The sequence below is a fragment of the Wandonia sp. genome (assembly GCF_984588085.1).
This window is the reverse complement of sequence record NZ_CFIGVI010000013.1, coordinates 1-24,210: the sequence shown is the minus strand read 5'-3', so window position 1 is coordinate 24,210 and position 24,210 is coordinate 1. Positions and strand designations below refer to the sequence as shown.

General features: G+C 38.8%; 27 protein-coding genes. 14 read left to right on the top strand and 13 right to left on the bottom strand.

What is annotated here, in order from left to right:
• Positions 1 to 64: 64 nt before the first annotated feature.
• From tsf to AC4PL9_RS07240, 11 genes are all read right to left on the bottom strand, one after another.
• A complete protein-coding gene (gene tsf, locus AC4PL9_RS07290) occupies positions 65 to 895 on the bottom strand; it encodes a translation elongation factor Ts (RefSeq protein WP_491604091.1) in 831 nt (276 codons plus the stop codon).
• Between the two features lie 22 nt (positions 896 to 917).
• Positions 918 to 1,703: a 30S ribosomal protein S2 gene (rpsB, locus tag AC4PL9_RS07285; protein WP_491604090.1), complete on the bottom strand. Its 786-nt coding sequence runs from the start codon at positions 1,701 to 1,703 to the stop codon at positions 918 to 920.
• Positions 1,704 to 1,801: 98 nt separating this feature from the next.
• Positions 1,802 to 2,188, bottom strand: coding sequence for a 30S ribosomal protein S9 (gene rpsI, locus AC4PL9_RS07280; protein WP_491604089.1), 387 nt, complete (start codon positions 2,186 to 2,188; stop codon positions 1,802 to 1,804).
• Positions 2,189 to 2,192: 4 nt separating this feature from the next.
• Positions 2,193 to 2,648, bottom strand: a complete 456-nt coding sequence (gene rplM / locus AC4PL9_RS07275) for a 50S ribosomal protein L13 (protein WP_491604088.1) — start codon at positions 2,646 to 2,648, stop codon at positions 2,193 to 2,195.
• A gap of 127 nt (positions 2,649 to 2,775) precedes the next feature.
• Positions 2,776 to 3,450, bottom strand: coding sequence for a DNA alkylation repair protein (locus tag AC4PL9_RS07270; protein ID WP_491604087.1), 675 nt, complete (start codon positions 3,448 to 3,450; stop codon positions 2,776 to 2,778).
• Positions 3,451 to 3,458: 8 nt separating this feature from the next.
• A complete protein-coding gene (locus AC4PL9_RS07265; protein WP_491604086.1) occupies positions 3,459 to 5,042 on the bottom strand; it encodes a SulP family inorganic anion transporter in 1,584 nt (527 codons plus the stop codon).
• 49 nt (positions 5,043 to 5,091) lie between these two features.
• Positions 5,092 to 5,364 carry a hypothetical protein gene (locus AC4PL9_RS07260; protein ID WP_491604085.1) on the bottom strand — a complete coding sequence of 91 codons (273 nt, stop codon included), beginning with the start codon at positions 5,362 to 5,364 and terminating at the stop codon, positions 5,092 to 5,094.
• A gap of 180 nt (positions 5,365 to 5,544) precedes the next feature.
• Complete coding sequence (locus tag AC4PL9_RS07255) at positions 5,545 to 6,180, bottom strand: low molecular weight phosphatase family protein (RefSeq protein ID WP_491604084.1); 636 nt, start codon at positions 6,178 to 6,180, stop codon at positions 5,545 to 5,547.
• Positions 6,168 to 7,205, bottom strand: a complete 1,038-nt coding sequence (gene arsB / locus AC4PL9_RS07250; RefSeq protein WP_491604083.1) for an ACR3 family arsenite efflux transporter — start codon at positions 7,203 to 7,205, stop codon at positions 6,168 to 6,170. Before arsB ends, AC4PL9_RS07255 begins: the two co-directional genes overlap by 13 nt.
• A gap of 15 nt (positions 7,206 to 7,220) precedes the next feature.
• A complete protein-coding gene (locus AC4PL9_RS07245) occupies positions 7,221 to 7,694 on the bottom strand; it encodes a DUF6428 family protein (protein WP_491604082.1) in 474 nt (157 codons plus the stop codon).
• 16 nt (positions 7,695 to 7,710) lie between these two features.
• On the bottom strand, positions 7,711 to 8,043 hold the full coding sequence (locus AC4PL9_RS07240; RefSeq protein ID WP_491604081.1) for an ArsR/SmtB family transcription factor: 333 nt from the start codon (positions 8,041 to 8,043) through the stop codon (positions 7,711 to 7,713).
• A gap of 151 nt (positions 8,044 to 8,194) precedes the next feature.
• On the opposite strand from AC4PL9_RS07240, the gene AC4PL9_RS07235 reads away from it, so the two are divergent.
• Together AC4PL9_RS07235 and AC4PL9_RS07230 are read left to right on the top strand one after the other, a co-directional pair.
• Positions 8,195 to 8,770: a hypothetical protein gene (locus AC4PL9_RS07235; protein WP_491604080.1), complete on the top strand. Its 576-nt coding sequence runs from the start codon at positions 8,195 to 8,197 to the stop codon at positions 8,768 to 8,770.
• Between the two features lies 1 nt (position 8,771).
• The gene (locus tag AC4PL9_RS07230) at positions 8,772 to 9,461 is read left to right on the top strand and encodes a DUF2490 domain-containing protein (RefSeq protein WP_491604079.1); all 690 of its coding nucleotides are present in this window, start codon (positions 8,772 to 8,774) and stop codon (positions 9,459 to 9,461) included.
• Between the two features lie 2 nt (positions 9,462 to 9,463).
• On the opposite strand, the gene AC4PL9_RS07225 is transcribed toward AC4PL9_RS07230, so the two are convergent.
• On the bottom strand, positions 9,464 to 9,886 hold the full coding sequence (locus AC4PL9_RS07225; protein WP_491604078.1) for a hotdog fold thioesterase: 423 nt from the start codon (positions 9,884 to 9,886) through the stop codon (positions 9,464 to 9,466).
• A gap of 212 nt (positions 9,887 to 10,098) precedes the next feature.
• Here AC4PL9_RS07225 and AC4PL9_RS07220 point away from each other — a divergent pair, with 212 nt between their 5' ends.
• From AC4PL9_RS07220 to AC4PL9_RS07175, 10 genes are all read left to right on the top strand, one after another.
• Complete coding sequence (locus AC4PL9_RS07220) at positions 10,099 to 11,217, top strand: efflux RND transporter periplasmic adaptor subunit (RefSeq protein WP_491604077.1); 1,119 nt, start codon at positions 10,099 to 10,101, stop codon at positions 11,215 to 11,217.
• Positions 11,218 to 11,220: 3 nt separating this feature from the next.
• Positions 11,221 to 14,589, top strand: a complete 3,369-nt coding sequence (locus tag AC4PL9_RS07215) for an efflux RND transporter permease subunit (RefSeq protein ID WP_491604076.1) — start codon at positions 11,221 to 11,223, stop codon at positions 14,587 to 14,589.
• Positions 14,567 to 15,910, top strand: coding sequence for a TolC family protein (locus AC4PL9_RS07210; protein ID WP_491604075.1), 1,344 nt, complete (start codon positions 14,567 to 14,569; stop codon positions 15,908 to 15,910). Before AC4PL9_RS07215 ends, AC4PL9_RS07210 begins: the two co-directional genes overlap by 23 nt.
• Before the next feature lie 102 nt (positions 15,911 to 16,012).
• On the top strand, positions 16,013 to 16,390 hold the full coding sequence (locus tag AC4PL9_RS07205; RefSeq protein ID WP_491604074.1) for a hypothetical protein: 378 nt from the start codon (positions 16,013 to 16,015) through the stop codon (positions 16,388 to 16,390).
• A gap of 89 nt (positions 16,391 to 16,479) precedes the next feature.
• Positions 16,480 to 17,115, top strand: coding sequence for a CatB-related O-acetyltransferase (locus AC4PL9_RS07200; protein WP_491604073.1), 636 nt, complete (start codon positions 16,480 to 16,482; stop codon positions 17,113 to 17,115).
• The gene (locus AC4PL9_RS07195) at positions 17,103 to 17,456 is read left to right on the top strand and encodes a DUF6966 domain-containing protein (protein ID WP_491604072.1); all 354 of its coding nucleotides are present in this window, start codon (positions 17,103 to 17,105) and stop codon (positions 17,454 to 17,456) included. The genes AC4PL9_RS07200 and AC4PL9_RS07195 overlap by 13 nt, the downstream gene beginning before the upstream one ends.
• 177 nt (positions 17,457 to 17,633) lie before the next feature.
• Positions 17,634 to 18,827 (top strand): WG repeat-containing protein, encoded by a 1,194-nt coding sequence (locus AC4PL9_RS07190; protein WP_491604071.1) that lies wholly within the window; start codon positions 17,634 to 17,636, stop codon positions 18,825 to 18,827.
• A gap of 90 nt (positions 18,828 to 18,917) precedes the next feature.
• Entirely contained in the window at positions 18,918 to 19,100 is a 183-nt protein-coding gene (locus tag AC4PL9_RS07185; protein WP_491604070.1) for a DUF4844 domain-containing protein, read from the top strand.
• Entirely contained in the window at positions 19,100 to 19,189 is a 90-nt protein-coding gene (locus tag AC4PL9_RS07180; RefSeq protein ID WP_491604069.1) for a hypothetical protein, read from the top strand. Before AC4PL9_RS07185 ends, AC4PL9_RS07180 begins: the two co-directional genes overlap by 1 nt.
• 119 nt (positions 19,190 to 19,308) lie before the next feature.
• A complete protein-coding gene (locus AC4PL9_RS07175; protein WP_491604068.1) occupies positions 19,309 to 20,061 on the top strand; it encodes a HesA/MoeB/ThiF family protein in 753 nt (250 codons plus the stop codon).
• Here AC4PL9_RS07175 and AC4PL9_RS07170 read toward each other — a convergent pair.
• Entirely contained in the window at positions 20,058 to 20,816 is a 759-nt protein-coding gene (locus tag AC4PL9_RS07170; RefSeq protein ID WP_491604067.1) for a helix-turn-helix transcriptional regulator, read from the bottom strand. The two genes, AC4PL9_RS07175 and AC4PL9_RS07170, sit on opposite strands and share 4 nt — an antisense overlap.
• A 150-nt stretch (positions 20,817 to 20,966) precedes the next feature.
• On the opposite strand from AC4PL9_RS07170, the gene AC4PL9_RS07165 reads away from it, so the two are divergent.
• Both AC4PL9_RS07165 and AC4PL9_RS07160 read left to right on the top strand, forming a co-directional pair.
• Entirely contained in the window at positions 20,967 to 21,602 is a 636-nt protein-coding gene (locus tag AC4PL9_RS07165; protein WP_491604066.1) for a hypothetical protein, read from the top strand.
• 71 nt (positions 21,603 to 21,673) lie between these two features.
• The gene (locus tag AC4PL9_RS07160) at positions 21,674 to 24,043 is read left to right on the top strand and encodes a TonB-dependent receptor (RefSeq protein WP_491604065.1); all 2,370 of its coding nucleotides are present in this window, start codon (positions 21,674 to 21,676) and stop codon (positions 24,041 to 24,043) included.
• Positions 24,044 to 24,210 lie beyond the last annotated feature (167 nt).

Genomic DNA, 24,210 nt, shown 5'->3' with positions numbered 1-24,210 from the left:
ATGCAAATATTGGGCAAAAAAAAGAGAGAAACTAGTTTCTCTCTTTTTTATTTTTAATTATTTCTTAGCTCAACGCTACTCGTTTGAAATCTGTAACGGTTAACCCGCTTTCAGATTGATTGAGGAACTGCTCAACCGTAAGTTTGTTATCACGTACGAAAGGCTGGCTTAGCAAAGTATTCTCCTTGAAGAATTTTGCAAGACGACCCTGAGCAATCTTCTCAGCCATATCAGCTGGTTTACCTTCCTGGATAGCCAAATCTTTACCTACTTCGATCTCACGTTGGATAGTATCTGCATCAACACCATCTTTGTTAAGAGCAATAGGGTTCATTGCAGCTACCTGCATAGCTACCTGCTTACCTGCGTCAGCAGCAGTATCTCCGGATTTGTTCAATCCTACTAAAGTAGCCAATTGGTTTCCTGGGTGGTTGTAAGCTACAACATTCTCCGTACGAACAACTTCATATTTGGAAAGATCAAGCTTTTCACCGATTACACCAATTTGCTCAACGATTTTCTCATCAATTGTAAGTTTCTCGTCGTATTTCAAACCTTTCAATTCTTCAATAGAAGCAGGAAGATTATCTACAGCGATTTTTACGAGTGATTCTACAAAAGCGCGGAAATCATCATTTTTAGCAACGAAGTCAGTTTCACAGTTCAAGGCTAAAAGAACACCTGCTTTTCCGTCAGCAGTTGCCTCAGCAAAAACCAATCCTTCTTTTGCTTCGTTATCTCCACGTTTTGCTGCAATTTTTTGACCTTTCTTACGAAGGATGTCAATTGCTTGCTCCATATCTCCGTCCGCTTCAACAAGAGCTTTTTTGCAGTCCATCATTCCTGCTCCTGTTTTCTTGCGTAACTCGTTTACTTGTGCAGCTGTAATTGCCATTGTATTCTAATTCTTTAAGTGATTAATCGTTGTTCTCTACATTCTCCTCAGTAGTTTCAGCTTTTTTTGCTGTCTCTTTCGGAGCTTGTTCTTTCTCGTCCTTTGCTTTATCTTTAGAAGCTTTACGCTCTTCAAGACCTTCTGCAACTGCAGCAACAACTACATCCATAACTTTAGCAATGGATTTTGTTGCGTCGTCATTAGCCGGGATCGGGAAATCAACTGCGCGAGGGTCTGAGTTTGTATCAACCATCGCAAAAGTTGGTATATTAAGACGTTTTGCTTCTCTTACTGTAATTGACTCTTTCAATACATCAACTACGAAGATAGCAGCTGGAAGACGTGTCATATCCGCGATAGAACCGAAGTTCTTTTCCAATTTTTCACGCTGACGTGTTTTGAAAAGACGCTCACGCTTGTTCAATGTTTCCCAGGTTCCGTCTGTCTTCATTTTATCAATCCCTGTCATTTTACGGATTGATTTACGAGTTGTAGCGAAGTTGGTAAGCATACCACCTGTCCAACGTTCCACTACGTAAGGCATATTCACTGCTTTAGCACGTTCTGCAACGATTTCTTTCGCCTGCTTTTTAGTTGCAACGAAAAGAATTTTCTTACCGCTTTTTGCGATTTGTTTCATCGCAGCACCTGCTTGCTCAAGATGAGCAATAGTCTTATTTAAGTCAATGATGTGGATGCCTTTCTTCTCATCGAAGATGTAAGGAGCCATATTAGGGTTCCACTTTCTCTTAAGGTGTCCAAAGTGTACACCTGCGTCGAGCAATTCTTGAAAATCTACTTTTGACATTTTTTTTCTTTTTCTTGTTTACCTTCTTTTTAGTTCAGTACATCAGGAGATTTACAATTCCTGATAACTTAGATACTAAACAATCGCCAAAAAAGGAATTAACGTTTACTAAACTGGAATTTCTTACGAGCTTTTGGCTGACCTGGTTTTTTACGTTCTACCATTCGTGGGTCACGTGTCATCAAACCATCTGCTTTCAGAAGAGGCTTGAATTCAGGATCTAACTCAACCAATGCTCTGGAGATACCCAAACGGATTGCTTCTGCCTGTCCGTTGATACCACCTCCGTCAACACTTACTTTAATGTCATATTGACCTACAGTATTTGTTAATTCGAATGGTTGCTGGATTTTGGCGTGAAGCACTTCAATCGGGAAGAACTCCTTATAATCTTTCTTGTTCACAACAACTTGTCCCGTACCTTTAGAAAGGTAAACACGGGCAACCGCTGTTTTTCTTCTTCCTAACGCGTTGATTACGTCCATATCGTTATTTAATTGAATCCAAATTAATTACTTGAGGTTTTTGAGCCTCATGCTTGTGTTCTGTACCTACATAAACCTTAAGGTTTGTGTACAATGTTCTTCCAAGACGGTTTTTAGGAAGCATTCCTTTTACAGCCTTTTCAACAAGGCGCTCAGGATGCTTTTCCATTACCTGTTTGGCAAGGAGTGTACGCTGTCCTCCAGGATAACCTGTGTGGCGGATGTATTCTTTCGTATCCATTTTAGATCCGGAAAGAGCTACTTTTTCAGCGTTGATGACAATTACATTGTCACCGCAGTCAACATGTGGCGTGAAGTTTGGCTTGTGTTTACCACGAATCAACTTCGCCACTTTAGAAGCCAAACGTCCCAACGTCTGTCCTTCTGCGTCTACAATAACCCACTGCTTGTCAGCAGTTTCGGAGTTAGCAGACTGTGTTCTGTAACTTAGTGTATTCACGTCATTAACTTTTTTAAATAAGACTATTTTCCCAATTTGGGGTCGCAAAGATAAGGTGTTTAATTTTTATTAACAACATTCTTGTGAAAAAACCTTCGATATTTAGCCTGTAGTGGAGTTGACATGTTCAGATGTATTTGGATGCTTCTTTTGCAGCTAATCCTTCGATCCGGAGATCGTGTAGTAATTGACGGACATAATTGGGGTTTGTCTTTGAGTATTCGCGAAGTGACCAGCCGATTGCTTTTTGAATAAAAAACTGTCGGTCATGCAAGAGGTTTCTGATACAGTTATGAAGTACTTTTATCTCAGTGTCTTGTTTGTATTTTAACTGAAATAATAGGGCTGTACGCTGTAACCAAATATTTTCAGACGCAATCCATTTTTCAGTACAGCTCTCCCATAGTTCTCTGTGAGGGTGTAATATGCTTCCAACAATCTTTGTGGCAAGAGCATCTACTGTGTCCCACCAACTTTTTGAGAGAATAAGTTTCTCTATGTCGCTAAGGTGTGTGGGATTTAGTTTCTTTCGATGTTTGTCTAGCAGATCAATGGCAGTGTATTGAAATTCTCTTTCCTCTTCTTTGAATAATGAGTCTGACAACACAATTACCTCATTGCCGGATAGTGTTTGGGGAAGTGTCTTGAACCAGTCTTTTTGTATTGCTTTCCTGGGAGTAGATCTGACTCCCAGGAAAGTAAACTGGTTTTTCATATAAGTTTCCATCGGAAGGATATCTTCCGGAACAGCTGCCAGTTCGAACTGTTTTCGTAACGCTAAGATATGTCCTTCGGAATTCATCGATGGATTTAGTGTCCTGTTAACTTAACTACAGGAATGTTTATTGTTGAGAGTTCAATATTCTTTTCCAGGGCGTTGAATTGTCTGAATTCCTCAATGGCTTCGAGTACGTCGTAATTAATATCCCTACATTTACTTCCATCAAGCACAACTTTTGAGTTTTCAGGAAGATTGTCAAGTGTTTGAATGATACTTCCCTTGTTCAGGAAAGTTACCTCTTCAGACAGGGAGATGTGTATCACTTTCTTTTCTCCCTCCTGAATTACTTTTCGATTGTAATCGTTTTTGTAGTTCTTTCTGAGAATAAAGAAAATGGCCACGATCATACCTGCACCAATTCCTTTAAGAAGGTCGGTGGCTAATACAACTCCGATGGTAACGATAAACGGAAGGAATTGTTCCCACCCCAGTTTGTACATGCTTTTGAATAAACTTACTTTGGCTAGTTTGTATCCGACCATGAGCAGGATGGCTCCCAAAGATGCCAACGGAATCATGTTTAGTACTCCGGGTATAAGTAATACCGAGACAATAAGGATAATACCATGTGTGATAGCAGATACTTTTGATTTGGCACCAGAGTTGATGTTGGCAGAACTCCTAACGATTACCTGGGTGATAGGAAGTCCTCCGATAAGTCCGGATACCATATTACCGACTCCTTGTGCTTTTAGTTCTCGATTCGTTGGGGTAACATTTTTCATCGGGTCAAGTTTGTCCGTAGCTTCAACACTTAACAAACTTTCAAGACTTCCTACGATAGCGAGGGTAAAGGCAATGATGTATACGTTAGGATTGGACAGAAGGCTGAAATCCGGTGTGTTGAAAATGTGAATTACTTCATCAAATGACGTGGCAACCGGTAGTAGTACGAGGTGTTCTCCTGTAAGCTGTAACTCCGGCGCGTACCATCCATAAAGTTGATTAATAACAATTCCTGCTACAACAACGAACAGTGCTCCGGGTAAATATTTAAATAAAGCAATTCGTTTCATAAACGGGCGCTCGAACAGGATTAAGATTCCCAGGGAAAGAAGCCCGATGGTAACAGCTCCCATTGTAAAGTGTTCGTAAGCATAGAGGATATCGGAAAAAGTATTGTGTCCGTCAGCATGGTTGATATCCATGTCTCCCATAGGTTCTTTGTCATATCCGAGGATATGTGGAATCTCTTTCAGTATAAGTGTTAAACCAATAGCTGCCAGCATTCCTTTGATAACTGAAGAGGGGAAATAATGACCGATTACTCCAAGTTTAAGGTATCCGGCAATAAGCTGGATCAGACCGGAGAGAAAAACAGCAAGTATAAGTCCTTCGAAGCTGCCAAGTGTAGCGAGAGCTCCGGCTACAATAGTGATGAGTCCGGCAGCAGGTCCGGAAACTCCCAGTCTCGAGCCACTTAAGGCTCCGACAACAATACCTCCAACAAATCCCGCGATGATACCGGAGAAAATATTGGGCATGCCGTCAACTCCGTCAACATCGGTTGAGGCAAAAGCAACTCCAAGACATAAAGGCAGGGCGACAAGGTAAACAACTAAACTCGCGGGAAGATCATTCTTCCAGGTAGAAAAAATAGATTTCTTTTTCATATTGATTTTGAACATTAAAACATAATAACCTTAGTGTAGGTAGGCAGAATTATGCTGTCTGTTCGGGAGGAGGAACAATTACGTTCTCCTCAATCTGAAAAAGTGAATAGATGTATCGGAACGAAGTGGTATTTTTTCGTTTGCTTTCAAGAGGTTGGAAGCAAGACATAGAAAAGTTAACAAAAAGTTTATGTGGCTCTTCTTCAAAAATATTCGTCCGCCCGGAATTTGGATTTTCCTCTTCAAAAAACTCAACATCCACATTTCCCTGAAGATTCAGGGAATAGCTTATCGTAGTGTTGAAACAAAGTAACAACATCATGAGTAAGAAAAAATAAATCTGTATGTTTCTTGACGGTTTCACTCTGCAAAAATACGGAATGTTCACCACTCACTTCTCATATTTTTGTTAAAATATATTTTGGTTTTGTTAAATCAAAATTCAGACAATAGTGCTCTGTGCACTTGTTTTGGGGTGGAGGATACTATTTATTGTAACAGATTAAGTATTTAACAATGAGAAGGTAAAAAGTGTCTCGAGGGCTATTTTTCTAGATGTTATTTCATATTGTGCTTTTTCCATGGGGGTTTTATCAAATTGTTTAGGGTCTTCATAAGGAGTAGCGATTCGAAGGTCTGATCCGAGTACAACCGGACAACTTTCGTTGACTTCTGAGCAGGTCATGATTGCGATAAAATCTTTTTTGGGATTGTTTTCGTGATTGATCGTCTTGGAGAAACATGTGACGGATAAATCGTCGGTATATTTCACTTTGTAAACAGGGTTGTCCCCTGAGAAATCTCCCGAAATAGAACAGCCGATATTGAGTAGTGTTGTGATAGCGGTGGGATTGATCTGTGTGACTTCTGTTCCGGCAGAATATGTTTTTATGGATGAAAATCCATAAAATTCAGCTGCTATGGCTGCCCATACCTGCCCGAAAAAACTCCTTCGCGAGTTATGTGTACAAATATACATAAGGTGAGTAACCTGCTCCTGATTCATCTTGTTGGTAATGTGTGAAGCAAGATGTTTTAGAGTTTGTGTTCGTTCTTCCGGTATTTCTGAAAAGTGAGAGGTGAGTTCTTGGCAATAATGATGAAGAGATGTGTAGAGCATTTTACTTAGTATTTCCATTTGTTTGCAAGTGATACGAGAGATAGCATAACGGGTACTTCTATAAGTACACCTACTACTGTAGTGAGCGACGCACCTGAATCCAGTCCGAATAAAACAATAGCTACTGCAACAGCGAGTTCAAAGAAATTACTGGCGCCTATCATTGCAGACGGAGCGCAGATGTTATGCGGTAGTTTGAGGTATTTTCCGGTAAACCAGCTCGTGAAAAAGATGACATAAGTTTGGAGGGCTAATGGAATTGCGATTAGTAAAATTGTGAAAGGATTTTCAATGATCTTTGTCCCCTGAAAAGCAAACAAAAGAATAAGGGTCGTTAATAAAGCAATGATGGATAAGGGTCGTAGTGTTTTTAGAAAGGTGTTCTTAAACCAGACTTCCCCTTTTCGTTTTAGTAAGAGAGTGTTTGAAAGGTATCCGGCAGCAAGGGGGAGTACTACAAAGGTGACAACAGACGTGAAAAGTGCTTGAAAAGGAATTCCTATTTCCGATTGGTTTCCGACAGTCTCAATGCCAAATAGGCTAAACAGTCCTCCTACTATCGGGATAAACAGAACCAGAAGGATCAAGTCGTTCACGGATACCTGAACCAGTGTGTAGTTGGGATCTCCTTTAGTGAGGTAAGACCAGACGAATACCATGGCGGTACAAGGGGCTGCTCCCAGCAGAATTGCTCCGGCAAGGTATTGTTCAGCTTCTTCGGGAGAAAGCCAGGCTTCATAAATGTGATAAAAAAACAGCCAGGCAAAAAATGCCATTGTAAAAGGTTTAACCAGCCAGTTGATAATAACTGTCAGTGTTAGTCCTTTGCTGTTTTTTGAGATGAAGCGAAGACTGGAGAAATCTATTTGAACCATCATGGGGTAGATCATAAACCAGACGAGGATGGCTACAGGAATGTTAACGGTAGAGATGTTCCAACTACTCAAAACTTGTACGGAGTCTCCCAGTACGTGTCCTAATCCGATTCCGGCAATAATGCAAATGAGTACCCAGACAGTAAGATACCGTTCAAAAAATCCCATATTTCAGAAGTTGAATTAACAGCAATTTCCTCCCGGAGTACAGGATGTTCCTTCGCCAGATGTTAAGTCACTCATTTTAATTCGTGGTTTTTCCTGAGGGATACCACATTTGTCTTCGGCTAAACACGCTGTCTGAGTGTTTTGCAACCGGAACGATTCACCATCGAACGAAAGAGCATATTTCCCAATGGTCCCTGACTGGTATTCGACTTCTACTTCCAGATCGTCCAAATGAAGCTTTTCCTCAGATAGGGAAATGATTTGCAGTAGCTTCTGCGGTGCAAGTCGATGATCAAAATCGTTTGCTTCCCATAATTGGAAATTGATCACCTTTTCGATGCGTTCGGTTCCTCCGCAGTCAATAAAATGTCGGGTGATGGCTCCTATTTCAGTTATATGAAAGTGAATGGGAACTAAATTACTGTCAGGTAGTACGAAACGTACCTGATCAAGGTTGTGTAAGGCTGTTTTTATTTCTGATAATTTCATCGTGTTTTATTTAAGATTAACAACAGGTAGAATTAGTTGTCCGGATTTGGTCAGTCATATCATTTATCAATGCTGATAGTTTATCAAAAGTGGTAAGGTCAAGACAATAACATATCGAGTTACCTTCGATACTTCCTTTGATAATGCCTGCATTTTTCAATTCTTTCAGATGTTGGGAGATTGTTGCTTGAGCCAGAGGGAGTTGATCAACAATATCACCACAAATACAACTCTTGGCTTGCAGAAGATATTCTATGATGGCAATTCTGGCAGGATGTCCTAGTGCTTTGAAAAGCAGAGCAGTCTCATTCTGTTCGTTCGAAAAGGAGGCTGACTTTGTTATTCCCATTTTTGATTCATTTTAATATTGCAATATTACGATAATGTTTTGAATTATGCAAACTTCGTGTATGAAGAGGCAATTAAACTTCTATTAACTTCTTATGAATACGATGGTTTGAGGATAGATATGTGGCATTTTTGTCTGAAAAGAAGAAAGAATGAGGTGGCTTTTTGTTTTTCTCTGCTTTTTTAGCTCGGTCGGTTTGCAGGCGCAACATAAGAAAGTCGAGAAAGAATACCCGGTGGCAAAAGAAAAGGTGCCGGATAATGCGATTACTTGTCTGGGTTATTTTTCTTGTATTCAGTCGGGGAAATGGTTGGTTGAAGAGAATGAGGCGGGGCAGCACTTTGAATTTAAAGGTAAGATCAACGGTCATTTTACCAGTGTGGAATTTACGAGCGAGGGTACGTTTTTGGATGCTGAAGTGGAGGTGAGACTGAGTGAAATTCCGGACAGTATCAGTACGGCTATTAAAAAGCTATTGAATATAAGATATGATAAAATCAGGATTCGTAAAATTCAGGTGCAGTATTCGGGGGACTGTTCTGAAGTTGCTTTGAAAATTGGACAGAATAGACTTCCGGTTGATCTGGATACGAAGTTTGAAATAGTAGCAAGAGTGAAGAAAAAAGGAGTGTCGTCCTCGGAGTATGAGTTCCTTTTTTCGGCAAATGGTGAGTTGGAAGGGTACGCTGTTATTGTGTCTCGCAATACTGATATTCTGGATTACTGATATGAAACGGGGGCTTTGTTTGGTATTGCTTTTCTGCTCAGTTGTTTTGGTTGGGAAGAGTCAGATCGCTCTGGAATCAGGAGTTTTACCTGTAATTAATCTTAATTATAAGGTGAATACTAACTGGCGCTTAAATCTAAAGTCAGAGAACCGGCTTGCTATCTGGGAGGGGAGTCCGTCTGCTTTCTCTCCAGCGTATGAATTATCGGATCTTTCTGTTATGGTGTCCCGGAAAACAGGAGTTACGTCTACAGTAGCGGGCGGATATTTGTTGCGTTACCGTTCCGGTGAATTGTATCATCGTTTTATTGTCCAGTTTTCTATGGTTAGAAAGTATAGGGGGGTACGTTTGGGACATCGATTGAGTATGGATCATACAATGTCTTCTGTTGAGCGGTCGGTTTTTCGGCTCCGCTATCGGCTTACTGGAGAGATTGCGTTAGAAGGATATGAACTGGATCAGAAAGAATGGTATCTGAAACCGGGAGGAGAATTACTTCAGTCTCTGCAGACTGGTAGGTATAATCTGGAAGGACGATTGACAACAAATTTGGGGTATTACTTTTCGGACTCCAATAAACTGGAATTTGGAGTAGACTATCGTTTGGGAGACTGGCTGACCACCGGAGGGGTAAGTCAAAATCTCTGGATAAAATTCGAGTGGTATTATCAGTTTGGGAATCGAAGGTAAGATTAACTTCCCGCGGGCACAACCATCACAGTAAGGCGTCCGATACAAACTGTTTTTCCTGTTCCTTTCTCTGTCAGGACAGCATTCCATACATGAGTTTTAGCGCCTTTGTGCATGATCTCTGCGCGGGCAACGACCGTTCCGCTTTTCATTCCTTTCAGATGATTAGCGTTGATCTCAATACCTACCGGAGCTTCTTTTTTTAGATCTAGAATTAATGCGGAACCCAGTGAACCAACAGACTCGATCAGAGCTGCGCTTGCTCCACCATGAAGTAATCCCAAAGGTTGATGAGTTCTTTTGTCAACAGGCATTTCAGCGACAAGATAGTTTTCTCCGATTTCTGTAAAAACGATGCCAAGGTGCTCCATCAGGGTTCCCTCGTTCATTTCATTAATCTTTTCCAGTGGGACTTGTTTTATCATGGTATTACAGCTTTTTTCTACAAATGTAAGGATAAAATCAGGTAGAATTTATGTGTAAACAAATCTAAGGATATAAGAGGAGATGGAAGGTGAATTCTAAAAGTAAGGAACAGAAGGTGCGTTTCCATTCATCTTTTGACGATTCCATTTATCACATTTTTTAACAGGAAAAGTATCCGATTGTTACATTTGCTTTATCAAAACGTAATTAGATGAAACCAAGACATTTCGTTATCATAGGAAGTATTCTTGTTGTATTGGGCCTGATCTTTTTTCGGGTAAATTCAGGAGAGAAAACCGAAAGCAAAAAAGCTACTGCTTCGAGCATTGTATATCTGCCCGTTATGGAGGTAAATAATAAAGTCCGAAGCTTTTCTATAGAAGCTTACGGACAAATCAACTCAAACCTGCAAATTGATCTGGCTTTTGAAGTTTCGGGAAGACTGAAAAAAGGGGAAGTACGATTGAAACCCGGAGTTCGTTTTCGGCGAGGGCAGATACTTGTTACTGTTGATAATAGTGAAGCCGTTTTTACTTTGAGTGCCCGAAAAAGTTCATTTCTCACCTTGTTAGCGAATGTAATGGCGGATGTTAAACTGGATTATCCGGAGGAAGTGGGCAAGTGGGCAAAGTTCATGAATGCAATTTCCATTGATGGGTATCTGCCACCGCTTCCAAAGTTTAATTCAAAAAAGGAAGAACTTTTTTTTACTACGCGAAATATTGTCGCTGAGTTTAATACGATTCGTAGTCAGGAACTAAGGCTTGAAAAGTATTTTTTTGTTGCTCCCTTTGATGGAACCATTACAGAAGTAGCAGCAGAGCCGGGGGCGATTGTCAATCCGGGTACACCTGTGGCATCCATTATAAAAACCGGAGATTATGAAGTGAAAATCCCAATAATGTTAAAGGATATCACCTTCTTTGAAGCAAAAGGGACAATTGACGTAACGGATGCTTCAGGAGAGCAGATCGGTATGGGACGACTTAGTCGTATCTCTAATGTGATTAACCAGAATACGCAATCTGTTGATGCCTACTTCAGCATTGAACCTTTACCGGGAAAAAAGATTTACAACGGAATGTACGTAAATGCGAAGATGAACAAAGAATCGATAGCAGAAGCAATGGCCGTACCGTTTTTGTGTGTTAAGGACAATACGGTGAACATAATAAAAGATAGTGCTATCGTATCGGTTCCGGTTCAGGTGTTGGCTTCTATTCCGGATACACTTCTTGTAGCAGGATTAAAAAACGGTGATTTTGTCATTACTGATCAGGTAGCTAATGTTCCGGATTCAATGCGCATTGTTGGAATAAAAAAAATGTAAGGAATGAAGAATTTAGTTCAGTTTTTTATTAAACGTCCGATATGGACCAATGCGTTTATCGTTATAACGATGTTGTTTGGTTTGTATACGCTGAACATATACAGCAGTTCTTTTTTTCCTGAGTTGGATCCGAAAACCATTACTGTTAATGTCATGTACCCAGGGGCTTCACCTCTGGAGATGGAAGAGGGTATTACTATTAAGGTCGAACAAGCTATTAAAGGGCTGAAAGATATTGAGCACATTAATAGTACTTCTTCGGAAAATGTAGCTTCCATTACTATTTCGGCAGAACAGGATGCTGATATGGATGAATTGCTCTCTGATGTAGAGAATGCTGTAAACTCGATCAACTCATTTCCGCAGGGAGCTGAAAAACCGGTAATCACCCGTTTGAAAACCGGTGGGATGTCCAGTCGTGTTGCTATTGTTGGTATTAGTGCCAAGTCACCGGACATGCCGTTGATGCAACTCCGGGATAAAGCGATACAGGTCGAAAATGATTTATTGGATACCAAAGTAATCACGCAAATAGAGAAAACAGGTTTTCCCACAGCGGAAATCACTGTAAATGTTCGTGAAAATGACTTATTGCGTTACGGATTAACGTTTGAACAGATCTCTCTGGCTATTTCGACAAAAAATATTGATATAACTGCAGGACAGATTAGGGGGACAGACAAAGATTTGATTATTAGGAGTGAAAACAGAACAACGAAGCCCGCAGAGATTGGCAAAATTATTGTTCGGACTTCACTAACCGGCGAAACCGTGTTTTTACGGGATGTGGCAGATGTTTCGTATCAGTTTTCAGAAGATTCTGAATTGGCTAAATTTAACGGGCAACCGGCCATTGTCTTAAATATTGATAAAACAACGGATGAGAGTCTGACCGAAATCGCAGAAGCAGTAAAAGCGTTTCAGAAAACGTTTAACGAAACCAATCCGGATTATCATTTTCAGATTTTTTACGAATTCAGTGAAATGCTTTCGGCACGGATCGATTTGTTGAGTGAAAATGGAATTTTCGGGTTAATCCTCGTACTGGTGGCTCTTGGTTTGTTTTTGAACCTGAAACTGTCTGCCTGGGTAGCCTTCGGAATTCCTTTCTCCTTTCTGGGGATGTTTATTATCGGGTATTGGTACGGAATGTCCATTAATATGATTTCCCTGTTCGGTATGATTCTCGTTGTCGGGATTCTGGTTGATGATGGAATTGTAATTGCGGAAAACATCTACACCCATTTTGAACGGGGGAAAAGTGCCCCAAGAGCGGCTTTGGACGGAACTATGGAAGTATTACCGTCTGTTTTTACCTCTGTTATTACGACAATGGTTGCTTTCTCGATGCTGTTATTCATTGAGGGAATGGAAATGATGCGGGAAATGGCTGTAGTAGTTATCGCCTGTCTCTTATTTTCGTTATTTGAAGCATTCTTCATTCTTCCTTCCCATCTATCCAGTAAATCTATTTTATCCGAAGAGAAAAACCATAGACTGAAGACCTGGCAGGGGGTACTCTTCACTGTCGTAGGTATAGGACTTATTTTTGTTGCTACTCGTATGTTCGGGGACTATGTCTCGTCGTTTATGGCGGCTTTATTCCCTTTTTCATTACTGGTTGTGGGCGGAGCGATGATCTTTACCGGTTTTTCGGCTTCTCCGGTAGAGCATCACGTACGTAAAGGAGCTGATAGATTCATTGCGTATATCCGGGATAAAGTTTTAGAAGATATACTACGGTTTGCGAATAAAAAGTGGAGCTACCGGATCGTAGTTTTTGTCCCGTTAGTATTTATTGTTTTTACACTTGGGAGTCTTATTTCCGGTAAGATCGGTGCAACTTTCTTTCCCAATATTGAACCGGATATGTTTTTCGTTGAAGTAGCGTATCAGCCGGGTGAAAATAAACGTTCTGTGGAAGACTTTATTACCGTTGCCACGGAAGTTGTAAAGGAAGAGAACCAGCGATTGATTGATGAAACAGGAGACACATTGTTGTCTTATTATTCCAGTAATGTCGGAGCTGCCGGTCAGCTGGGTCAGGTAGGGATGCACACAGGATCCGTGATGGTTTTTTGTGATGCCGAAGATAAAAAAGCATCTGTGGGGGAATTTATGAACCGGGTGCTGAAACGCATGGAAGAACGAAAAGAAGCGAAACTGGCAAGTGATTTTGTTGTAATCGGGATGAACCGATGGGGAAAACCGGTTGAATTCGGACTTTCCTCAGCTAACAACACCTCGTTGGATCAGGCACGTCTGTTTTTCAAAAATGAGATTGCATTACTGGATCAGACAAAAAACGTGGTTGACAATATGCCTCCCGGAAAAAATGAGATCTATCTCAATATGCGTCCGCAGGCAGATATGTATAACATTGGTGAAGCAGAAGTGCTGCGACAGGTCCGGCAAGGTTTTTTCGGAGCAGAAGCACAGCGTGTCATCATTGGTACGGATGAGGTAAAAGTCTGGGTGCGTTATCCGAGAGAAGATCGGAACACTGTGGCGCATCTTCAGAATATGCGGATCAAAACAGCTTCCGGTGCGGAAGTGCCGTTGCACGAGTTAGCTGATTTCACCATAGGAAATGGGTATGAGAGTTTGAAACGACGTGATGGAAAGAGACAGGTAGAGGTTGAGGCCGATGTGATCGACCCGGACAAGACAGCGGATGTAAACGGGAAGATAAGTAAGGAGATTATTCCCAAATTACAAAGTATGTTTCCCGATGTGGAAGTATTTCATCTGGGACAGGCAGAACGAAGCGAAAAAACGAGTAATTCAATGCAGTACATGACGTTGATTGTACTGGTGGTAATGATAACAATTATTACACTCCATTTCCAGTCGTTGTATCAGGGATTGCTGATTATACTTGTTTTACCGGCCGGATTGGCAGGTGCCATTTTAGGACACGGTATTGTAGGGATTCCAGTTTCTTTATTAAGTGTTTTTGGGATGATAGCCCTGATTGGTGTACTGGTAAATGATGCTGTTGTGTTCCTGGATCGTTATAATGACCTGATCCGGGAAGGATATTCTTCTTTTGAAGCAGCGGTCGAAGCTTCCCGTTCCCGTTTCCGTCCGATTTTACTGACGACTGTGACAACGGTGGCAGGTTTACTTCCTTTGATCGCCGAAAAATCCATGCAGGCGCAGTTTCTTATTCCCATGGCGGTCTCCATTGCTTTTGGTGTTCTTTTCGGAACCATTATGATCTTACTGTTTTTCCCGTCGGCATTGCTCTTTGGAAATGATGTCAAGCGATTCTTTACATGGCTTTGGACCGGGAAAAAACCTTCTCATGCAGAAGTGGAGACAAGTACAAAAATTCAGAAAAAAATTCATGAAGTTGAAAGCACAAATTAAATTCTATTTAGTCTTTGCTGCTGTTCTGATTGCAGTTGGTGGTAATGCACAAAATGAGATTACCGTCAGAGAAGCTATTGAACTTGCACTGGAACGCAATTTTCAGATCCGGATAGCCGACAAGAATAATGAAATAGCAGAGAAGAATAATACCTGGTCAGAAGCAGGCGCATTTCCGACCCTGTCGGTGAGTCTTACTTCGGCCAATGGTTTACAAGACAACACAAAGAATCCTTTTACTTTTACTCCGGGAATGATTCTATCGCAAAGTTTACAACCGGCACTGAGTCTGGACTGGAATATTTTTTCAGGGATGGGGGTCATCATGTCCAAAAGACGATTAGAGCAATTGGAAGAACAGTCAAAAGGAAATGCGACAGTTATTATTGAAACGACAGTGTCCGACATTATCAAAGGATATTATTCGGCAGTAATGCACAAGGAGCGACTGGAGTTGCTCCGTGAACTGACCGCTTTTTCCAGGGAGCAGGTGAAATACTATGAACTGAAAGAAGAATACGCAGGAGCCAGTTCGTTAGAGTTGATGCAATTTAAGAACCAGTACCTTTCCGATTCAACCAATTTGTTAATGCAGGAAATTTCGTACAGAAACGCATTGCGGAATTTGAACCTGTTAATGAATTTACCACTGGACAGCCTGTTGAACCCAACGGATCAGTTGGAGTTCATTCTTCCAGAGATTAACGGAATTGAAGCAAAACGCCAACTGGTTGAGAATAATAACAACCTGAAAAACCAGATGATTAATATCCGGTTATCAGAAATTCAGACCAAATACCAGCGATCTTTTTTATTTCCGACGTTGACCTTTCAGGGAGGAATTCAACCTGGTTTTTCGTGGATTCGGGAGGTGAAAAATGATTTGTTTGAAGCAGAAACACAGACGCTTATGTATTCTGCCAATTTGACCCTGCGCTACAATATTTTTAATAACTGGAAATCAAAACGGGCTGTAGAAGTTTCAAAAATTCAGGAAGAGATCAGCCAGTTGAATTATGATGAAATGAAAAATTCGCTCATGAACAGTATGGAAGGTTTGTTGGAAATGTTTGAAGCCCGGAATCGTCTGGTTGCCGTATCATCGCAAAACATCGAATACGCAGGACGTGTATGGGAAATCGGGCAGGAACGCCTGCGTTTGGGAACGATCAACTCCATAGAACTCCAAACCCTCAGAAACAGCTACATCAATGCCCGTCTGACGCATCTGGACAATCTGTACAATCGGGTAGAGGTATTCTTCGAGATTTTCCGACTTACCGGTAACATTGGCTTGTATCATTCGCAGGTAGTTGAGTAAAGTAAGCGTACGGGAAGGTTTTATCTTTATTGTCAAGTGAATATTCCCCCTTTGGAAAAGGTCGTGACGGATGATGAATAAACACATTAAGGATAATTAAAAATGAGTGACGCAAAGGCAATAACGAAAGATAGTTTTACTATAACCAGTATAGGAATAATCCTTGAATTGCAACATTCAGAAAACGGACTCTTGAAAGATACAAAACTGATCTCTGAAAAATCGGGACGGACCTGGATGGTTATTGCAAGGATACTTTTTGACCACGCAATAGCTGAACAAACAATATTTGACAATGAATCGGTGGAGTATATGTTAATGAGATTTGAGTCTGACCAAAAACGACAAAAATCTATAAACGAGATTAAGGAAAGAGAATCTAATACCATTTTTCAATATATATCAAAGCCACTCGGACATTTAGAAAAACCAGAAAAGGAAGAAAGATTAAAAATTGACTACCCGCAACAATGCATGTAATTCAGTAACTTAGTTGCTCAACTATACAACGAAATCATGCGTGAATCGTTGTTCGGAATTGTAAATAGACTGTAATTCAGAAAATAAGCATGATACAAAAACCAAATCCAGATACCATTTTTCCTGTTCCAAATTTCAAGACAGTTACGTATGTGAAACCAACGATTAAATCAAAAAATATTATCGTTGGGGATTTTACTTATTTCAGTGACATCGACTTTGAAAAGCACGTTACACACCATTATGACTTTTATGGAGATAAACTGATAGTAGGAAAATTTTGTCAAATCGCTGCCGGTATTGAAATTATCATGAATGGGGCAAATCATCAGATGAATGCAGCCTCGACATTTCCTTTTTATATTTTTGAAGGATGGGAACAGTCTATTCCTCCTATAGAGAAGATGTCTGTAAAAGGAGATACTGTAATCGGGAACGACGTATGGATCGGACAAAATACAACCATTTTGCCGGGAGTGCATATCGGAGATGGAGTTATTATCGGTGCAAATAGCGTTGTCGGAAGTAATATTGAACCATATTCTATAGTTGCAGGAAATCCGGCACGATTGATTAGAAAAAGGTTTGATGATGAGTTAATCTCTTTACTACTCAAAGTGAAATGGTGGGATTTGCCTATCGAACAGATAAATCAACTTATTCCTATTTTAAGTTGTGATGACTTGGAAAAGACGAAAATTGATTTAAAAAAATGGGTAAAGTGATGGGTCACAATTTACAAATGACAGAGTTACAAGATAAACTGATTGATGAACTTGAGCATTTGATTACTCATTTAAAAAAATATGATGAGGAAAATTGGGCATCTATATTTTCTCAAACGCAAAAAATGATTGATAACGGTGATATTCGCGGACTTGAAGCACTAAAAAAGATGCGAGGAGGAATGGGAAGTTTTACTGATTTAGTAATCTGCCAGATAAACGGACATCGGATTGAAAAAAGTGAAGAGGACTTTGCCAATACTGAATTAATTAGATTAGGAAATTGTGTGTTCGCTACGGCAGACAAATTAAATCGGGAAATACATAAAGATAGTGTCTGATAAAGTGTATAAATTGTCGGGTGTAATCGAATAAAATAATTTTTTGGGTAAAGATGAAAAACTGATATTCTTCCATTTAGCAGACAGTTTTAATTAGAGCATCTGACTTATTTAACAGACAATGACATTTGAAGTGATTAAACTCCCACAACATCAAATAAAAATCGTAGAGTTTATATGAAATGGAGGCGAACTAAAATAACCATGAAGAGTATCACTATCCTCATTTGCGGAATTATATTTACAAACTGTAATTACGCGCAAAAGACTGAAACTTTATCTAATTCAGGTAGCACACAGGTACAGCAGAATACAGAAAATATTTTGGATGCCTATCAATATGTTGATTCTTACAAAGAAGGTTTAGCGACCGTAACAAAAAATAAAAAAAAGGGATTTATCGACAAAAGAGGAAGGGAGGTCATTGCATGTAAGTACGATGTTGCTTATGATTTCAAAAACGGATTTTCTAAAGTAGTACTCCATGATCAACCCGGATACAATGAAAAATACGGAGTGATCAATCGTTCAGGAAAAGAAATTACAGCAATAAAATATGATTTTATTACGGACTTTCAGAATGGATATGCAATGGTCAAATTAGACCGAAAGTGGGGTTTTATCGATACTACGGGAAAAGAAGTGATTCCCCTGCAATATGAAGCAGCTTCAGACTTTGAAGACGATGTAACCACTGTAAAGGAGAATGAACAGTGGTTTATCATTGATAAAATGAATAACAAAAAAACAGCTCTTAAAAATGTAGAATCTGCATCTTCTTTTATTGAGGGATTGGCCCCTGTTACAATATCCGGAAAGGTTGGTTATATAGACAAACAAGGAAGAATTGTCATCGAACCTTTATATGATATCGGATATTATTTCAGAGAAGGTTTAGCACTTGTTGAAATAAATGATAAGTACGGTTTCGTCAATAAGCAAGGAAAAGAAGTTATTCCGTTGCAATACGATGGCTATCCGAATTTCAGATGTGGGTTAGCAGCAGTAAAACGAAACGGAAAATATGGTTTTATTGATACTACAGGCAAAGAAGTCATTTCTTTTAAATATAGCAATGTATATGACTTTTGGAATGGGGTTGCAAGAGTCTGTTTAAGTTCCGGGTCAAAATGGGGTTGTATAGATACTTCCGGAAAAGAAATAATTCCACCTATTTATGATGTGATCGGCATAGGAGAAGGGATTTTGAACGTACTACAGGACGGACAATGGCAGTTTTTAGACCTCACAGGAAAGGAAATATTTCCCGAAAAATTTGAAGATGTTTATCCCTTCAGTGACGGTGCAGCACTGGTCAAGAAAGAGGGTAATTGGTTTTTTATCGATAAAGAAGGGAAAAGACTATTTTGAGGATGAGAAAATAATTTGAACCATTCCTTTGCTTAAACCTTAAACAATAGATACAATGAAAATTATTATCCGGGAATTGCTGACGAAAAAATGCGACCCATTTTTACGGATACAATTAATAGTATTGCGTATGACTTTAAACGTGCAGCAGAATCTGAAAATCCGACTAACGAAAAATATCAGGAGAAAATTGAAATCGGACTTTCAAGGTTTTCAGACGTTATTTGGAGCTGGACACAAAAGACAAAGTTTGTACCTACATTGAAGAATTAATGGGGTTTGTCGGACTGGAAAGCTCAAATGGACAACTGAATGAATTTATGTATGATTTTGACCCGAACAAGTTGACAAATAAAAATTAGGGGAAAGAGTAAAATTAACTAATGATAAAGTCTACTTTAACAGAGCAAAAAACAACTATACTTTAGTTTAATATACTTTATTTGAATTTCTATTATTTTCATCTAAAAGAACATCTGCGATGAACAATAGATACAATAGAAACAGAATATACATTAAAAAGAGCGAACAGGAAATCATAAAAAATTGCCCTGTGTTTTTGGGGGGATGCGGAATAGGAAGCGTAATCGCCGAATGTGCCTTGCGATTGGGATTTGAACATATTACCCTCGTTGATGGTGACCAGGTGGAACTCTCAAACCTGAATAGGCAAAACTATACCGAAAATAACCTTGATATCAGCAAAGTAACCGCTTTAAAAGCGCGCTTGAAATCCATCAACGAAAAAGCCACAATTACTGTTCACGATTGTTTTCTAGATAAAGAAAACGTTGAAGATCTGGTAAAAGACCACAAAATAGCGATTAACGCTTTGGATTTTACGTCAACCATACCCTTAGAATTTGATAATGTTTGCCGAAAACTAAACATTCCCGTAATACACCCTTATAATTTGGGTTGGGCAGGATTGGCTTTGGTAATAACCCCAAACGGAATGCCTCTTTCGGGGATTGCCAAACACAATGAACCTTTTAATGAGCTTAACGTAGTGAGATATGTTTCGGAATACTTGAAGTTTTGGAACAAACCACAAAAGTGGTTGGACGAAGTTTTAGAAAAATATAGTAATGAACAAGAGCCTTTACCACCACCACAATTATCTATAGCCTCTTGGTTTGTAGCCTCTATGTGTACTCAACTTTTGTATGATTTGGCACTCAATAAAGAAGTCAAGAATTTCCCTGAGTTCTATTTTTCGTCCTTATATTCTTAAATAAGTTTGTTGTTAGTCGCGCTCAAAATAGCTTCTGAAATGTTGGTTACATCCATTTTTTCAAATAATTTTTTACGATGAAATTTTACTGTTCCGGCAGATATAAAAAGCGTATCCGCTATTTGTTGAATGGTAAAGCCTCTTGCCGATAATTGCAAGATTTCCTTTTCTCTTTCCGATATTTTTATTGGTTCATCAACTTTCCAAAAATTCCCATCCAAGTTATACAGATAAGCTTGTTTATTCCCTTTTCGGTATATCTTAATGTTTCCAGCCTCCTTTTCGTTTGACAAGGAGACCAAACATAGAGCTTTCCATATTTTGCCCTCCGTGGTTAAGTACAATGGCGTTAGCTTTTGGTTTAGCAAAATGGTTTTACCTTCTTGATTTTTTATATGGAAATCATACGAAATCGTATATTCTTTCCTTTCAGTAACAGGGATTTTTTCGAAAAAATCAAATCCTATAGTGTTGATTTTTAGTAATAAATCTAAATCCTGTGGGATGACATAATTAAAATAATAGGCATACCCCATATTCTTTACTTCTTCCGCAGTATGACCACATAAAAACAAAGGATTGTCTGAAACGTATTCAAAACCTTGTTTTTGATAATCAATTATGTAGATGCTTTTGTAAGTAGTTCGGGCAAATGCTTTCACAGCTTCCAAATAGTCAGTTACCTGCCTTTGCTCATTATTCGTTATTTTTCCTACGGAATTTTTGTAGGAAAAGAAATCTTTAATATTAGCCATAAGTAGGAGAAATTTTGGTTTCCTTTCAAATATAATCAATTTTCAATTGGGTTATTTTTTTGAAAATCAATTTTGTACCTTACTGGAAAACTATCCTTTTGTAAAAGACACGTCATTGTTTTACGTCATAACTTTCGGTAAAAAAGGAATATGATACACGATTATTATAAGTTGGAAAGGTTACCTTTTCTTGAATTACCCGACTTAGCCAAGTTTGTGGTAACCGAGAACTTTAAACACCATTTAAACGGAGCTTACCCTTTGACATACGAAACTGAAATTGACTCTATGCTGCAAGACGAAATAAATCATTTCGAAAACTCAAAAATTTATGTAGCAAAAGATTCCAATGGTCATTTAATTGGCTCGATTAGAGTACTGAAATGGAATGGGTTTGATTTGTTGCCTGTGCAAAAATTATTTAGCTTAAACGTTGATTTTCCTAATAATCTTGTTTGGCATATTGGAAGATTTGCCATAAGCCAAAGTGTTAAGGATATTCATCTTTTAAAAAAACTGATGGCATGTGCCATACATCCGGTATGTCAAAACCCTAATGCAACAGCTTATGCCGAATGTGACAAAAAACTGTTTCGGGTTCTCTTGGCTTTAGGAATCAGAGCCCAAGTGATGGGTAAACCTATAAACTATCTTGGTTCTGAAACCATACCAATTAAGATGTCCTTTTCAGGCCTTATCGATTTCTATACGAAACACAAACATTTGATTCCAAATTTGCTTTTTACGCACCAAATAGAAAAAAGTAAAAACTATACTTTTGGCTAGTGCATTGAATAATTCAAACTAATACCTTTGAGAATATTGTTATTTCATAATCTATGAATTTCCGTTTTCTAATGGTATTTTTTCTCTTAACCTACAACTTTTCACACAGTCAATATAACGTTACAGGTGTTGTAAAAGATAGCGATAGTGGAATTCCCTATGCCAATATAATCCTGACCGACAACAGCGGAAAAATGGTTACGGGAACGATATCAGAAGATGACGGAAGTTTTAAACTAACTGCCCAACATGGCGAATACAAAATAGCCATTAGTTTTCTTGGGTATCGAAATTGGGAAAACTCCATAACCCTCACAGAGAATATTGATTTGGGAATTATTGTTCTTCAAGCTCAAGACAATGAACTTGGAGAAATAGTAATTACTGCCGAAAAACCATTGATTGAACGAAAAGTAGACAGATTGGTTTTTAATGTAGGACAAAGTACTGCAGCAACAGGAGGCAATGCTATGGATGCCTTAAAAGTTACGCCCAGAATAAAAGTTGAAAACGATGAAATTTCAATGATTGGTAAAGGAAATCTAATGGTAATGATTGACGATAGAATAGTACAACTTTCGGGCGAAGATTTGGCTAATTTTTTAAAATCACTCAATACAGAAGATATACTACGTATTGAAGTTATTAGTAATCCGCCTGCAAAATACAGTGCAGATGGTAATAGCGGGCTAATCAATATTGTAACCAAAAAAGCCTCTACTGACGCTTGGAATGCTTCGTTAAGGAGTGGCTATACTCAAGCTACTTACGCTACCGGAAATATCGGGGGAAACCTGAATTTTCAAAAAGGCAAATTTCAATTAATGAGCAATGTCAACTATACCAATGGTTCGACAGCTCCGGTAGAGTCTAATAAGGTGTTTTATCCCAATCTTACATGGGATGAAGTAAATAATCGCAGGGATTATAGAAGTTCTTTGTCAGCAGGGCTAGGCATTGAATACAAAATAAACGGAAAATTATCGACGGGATTCGATTATAAATACGTCAATAGTCAATCATTGGTGAAAGACGATATTGTTGCAAAAATCTATAGTGCCACATCCAACGCTTTGGATTCCACGATCAATACACCTGCAAGAAATGAATACAAGAATAACGTACACAGTTTGAATTACCATTTCATTTATAAAATAGACACGATCGGAAAAAAATTATCCCTGGATTTTGATTTCTTTGACTACAATTTTCAGGCAAACCGAAAGTTTAACACCCAAACCCTTTACCCAAACCATGAACCTACTCCAAACAGTTTTGTAGAAGCTAGAAATTTTGGGATTCAGGATGTTCAAAACTACTCTGTAAATCTGGATATGGAACATCCTACCCGTTGGGCGACATTAAATTATGGAGGAAAAATGTCTTTTATCAAAACGGACAACCTATTTAATACATACGAATATGTAAGTAATGAAGAAATTTTAGACCCGAACCTTAGCAACTTATTTGATTATAAAGAAAATACCCAATCACTGTATTTTAGTATTCAAAAGCGATTTTCGGATAAATGGGAAGGAAAGGCAGGGTTGCGAATGGAAAACACCCAGACCAAAGGATACTCCACAACGCTTAACCAAACCAATAAAAACGCATACACAAAACTGTTTCCCACAGCCTATCTTGCCTACACCATAAATAACAAAAACTCATTGAGTCTTCATTACGGAAGAAGAATAAGCAGACCAAATTATCAATTTCTAAATCCATTTGTCAGGATATTTTCCCCCTATTCTTATGCCGAAGGGAATCCCTATTTGCAGCCTGCTTTTATTGATAATATTGAATTGGAATATGCTTATAAAAACAAATGGATAGCTAACATCTATTATTCTCATGCAAATGACCTCTATGGAGAAGTGATTTTCTTAGACGAAGTCACCAACATACAACGTGTATTTCCGGAAAATTATATGAAAAATACCATAATAGGGTTTTACCAATCAATTAATTTTAAGCTTTTTAGTTGGTGGGATTTAGCGGCTTCTTCAAATGTTTCCTATTTTTCCACAAATAGTAAAATCCCTGAAGCCTTACAAGAATTAGACGGTTGGAGCGCTTTACTAGATGTGTCTAATGACTTTACCCTAAATTCTGATAAAACGTTGTTTTTCAACGTATATTTCTTTTATCAATTTCGTGGTGTTGCTAATTTGTACCGGAATACCAGTTCCAATCAATTAAACGCCTCAATTAAATGGTTGTTGTTGGACAAAAAACTAACATTGAGTTTATACGTTAATGACATATTCAGTTCGAGTAGGGTAACCTATACGACCTATTCCAATGATATAAAAACTTCCTTTAGAAATTATTATGACCAACGGTATGTGAGGTTATCTGTGGTGTATAGTTTCGGAAAAAAGTTTAGCTCCAGTAAAAGGGAAAACAAAAACCAAGAAGAAATGGAGCGGACATATTAAAATACTTTTGCAAGAGTAGTCCGAGTGAGGTGTTGATGACTTAAAACTAGGATACGAATGTTCAACTAAAACCTTTAGATTATGTCTAAAAAGTTTAATCCTAAAGACTTTCTGAATGCAGAAATTCTTTCTCCACTTGAACAAAACAAAATTCGTGGAGGATTTGC

Bases quoted from the DNA above. Each gene is read 5' to 3' on its own strand.
- tsf (WP_491604091.1), bottom strand. From the start codon at position 895: ATGGCAATTACAGCTGCACAAGTAAACGAGTTACGCAAGAAAACAGGA.
- rpsB (WP_491604090.1), bottom strand. From the start codon at position 1,703: ATGTCAAAAGTAGATTTTCAAGAATTGCTCGACGCAGGTGTACACTTT.
- rpsI (WP_491604089.1), bottom strand. From the start codon at position 2,188: ATGGACGTAATCAACGCGTTAGGAAGAAGAAAAACAGCGGTTGCCCGT.
- AC4PL9_RS07270 (WP_491604087.1), bottom strand. From the start codon at position 3,450: ATGAATTCCGAAGGACATATCTTAGCGTTACGAAAACAGTTCGAACTG.
- AC4PL9_RS07265 (WP_491604086.1), bottom strand. From the start codon at position 5,042: ATGAAAAAGAAATCTATTTTTTCTACCTGGAAGAATGATCTTCCCGCG.
- AC4PL9_RS07260 (WP_491604085.1), bottom strand. From the start codon at position 5,364: ATGATGTTGTTACTTTGTTTCAACACTACGATAAGCTATTCCCTGAAT.
- AC4PL9_RS07255 (WP_491604084.1), bottom strand. From the start codon at position 6,180: ATGGAAATACTAAGTAAAATGCTCTACACATCTCTTCATCATTATTGC.
- arsB (WP_491604083.1), bottom strand. From the start codon at position 7,205: ATGGGATTTTTTGAACGGTATCTTACTGTCTGGGTACTCATTTGCATT.
- AC4PL9_RS07245 (WP_491604082.1), bottom strand. From the start codon at position 7,694: ATGAAATTATCAGAAATAAAAACAGCCTTACACAACCTTGATCAGGTA.
- AC4PL9_RS07240 (WP_491604081.1), bottom strand. From the start codon at position 8,043: ATGGGAATAACAAAGTCAGCCTCCTTTTCGAACGAACAGAATGAGACT.
- AC4PL9_RS07235 (WP_491604080.1), top strand. From the start codon at position 8,195: ATGAGGTGGCTTTTTGTTTTTCTCTGCTTTTTTAGCTCGGTCGGTTTG.
- AC4PL9_RS07230 (WP_491604079.1), top strand. From the start codon at position 8,772: ATGAAACGGGGGCTTTGTTTGGTATTGCTTTTCTGCTCAGTTGTTTTG.
- AC4PL9_RS07225 (WP_491604078.1), bottom strand. From the start codon at position 9,886: ATGATAAAACAAGTCCCACTGGAAAAGATTAATGAAATGAACGAGGGA.
- AC4PL9_RS07220 (WP_491604077.1), top strand. From the start codon at position 10,099: ATGAAACCAAGACATTTCGTTATCATAGGAAGTATTCTTGTTGTATTG.
- AC4PL9_RS07215 (WP_491604076.1), top strand. From the start codon at position 11,221: ATGAAGAATTTAGTTCAGTTTTTTATTAAACGTCCGATATGGACCAAT.
- AC4PL9_RS07210 (WP_491604075.1), top strand. From the start codon at position 14,567: ATGAAGTTGAAAGCACAAATTAAATTCTATTTAGTCTTTGCTGCTGTT.
- AC4PL9_RS07205 (WP_491604074.1), top strand. From the start codon at position 16,013: ATGAGTGACGCAAAGGCAATAACGAAAGATAGTTTTACTATAACCAGT.
- AC4PL9_RS07200 (WP_491604073.1), top strand. From the start codon at position 16,480: ATGATACAAAAACCAAATCCAGATACCATTTTTCCTGTTCCAAATTTC.
- AC4PL9_RS07195 (WP_491604072.1), top strand. From the start codon at position 17,103: ATGGGTAAAGTGATGGGTCACAATTTACAAATGACAGAGTTACAAGAT.
- AC4PL9_RS07190 (WP_491604071.1), top strand. From the start codon at position 17,634: ATGAAATGGAGGCGAACTAAAATAACCATGAAGAGTATCACTATCCTC.
- AC4PL9_RS07185 (WP_491604070.1), top strand. From the start codon at position 18,918: ATGCGACCCATTTTTACGGATACAATTAATAGTATTGCGTATGACTTT.
- AC4PL9_RS07180 (WP_491604069.1), top strand. From the start codon at position 19,100: ATGGGGTTTGTCGGACTGGAAAGCTCAAATGGACAACTGAATGAATTT.
- AC4PL9_RS07175 (WP_491604068.1), top strand. From the start codon at position 19,309: ATGAACAATAGATACAATAGAAACAGAATATACATTAAAAAGAGCGAA.
- AC4PL9_RS07170 (WP_491604067.1), bottom strand. From the start codon at position 20,816: ATGGCTAATATTAAAGATTTCTTTTCCTACAAAAATTCCGTAGGAAAA.
- AC4PL9_RS07165 (WP_491604066.1), top strand. From the start codon at position 20,967: ATGATACACGATTATTATAAGTTGGAAAGGTTACCTTTTCTTGAATTA.
- AC4PL9_RS07160 (WP_491604065.1), top strand. From the start codon at position 21,674: ATGGTATTTTTTCTCTTAACCTACAACTTTTCACACAGTCAATATAAC.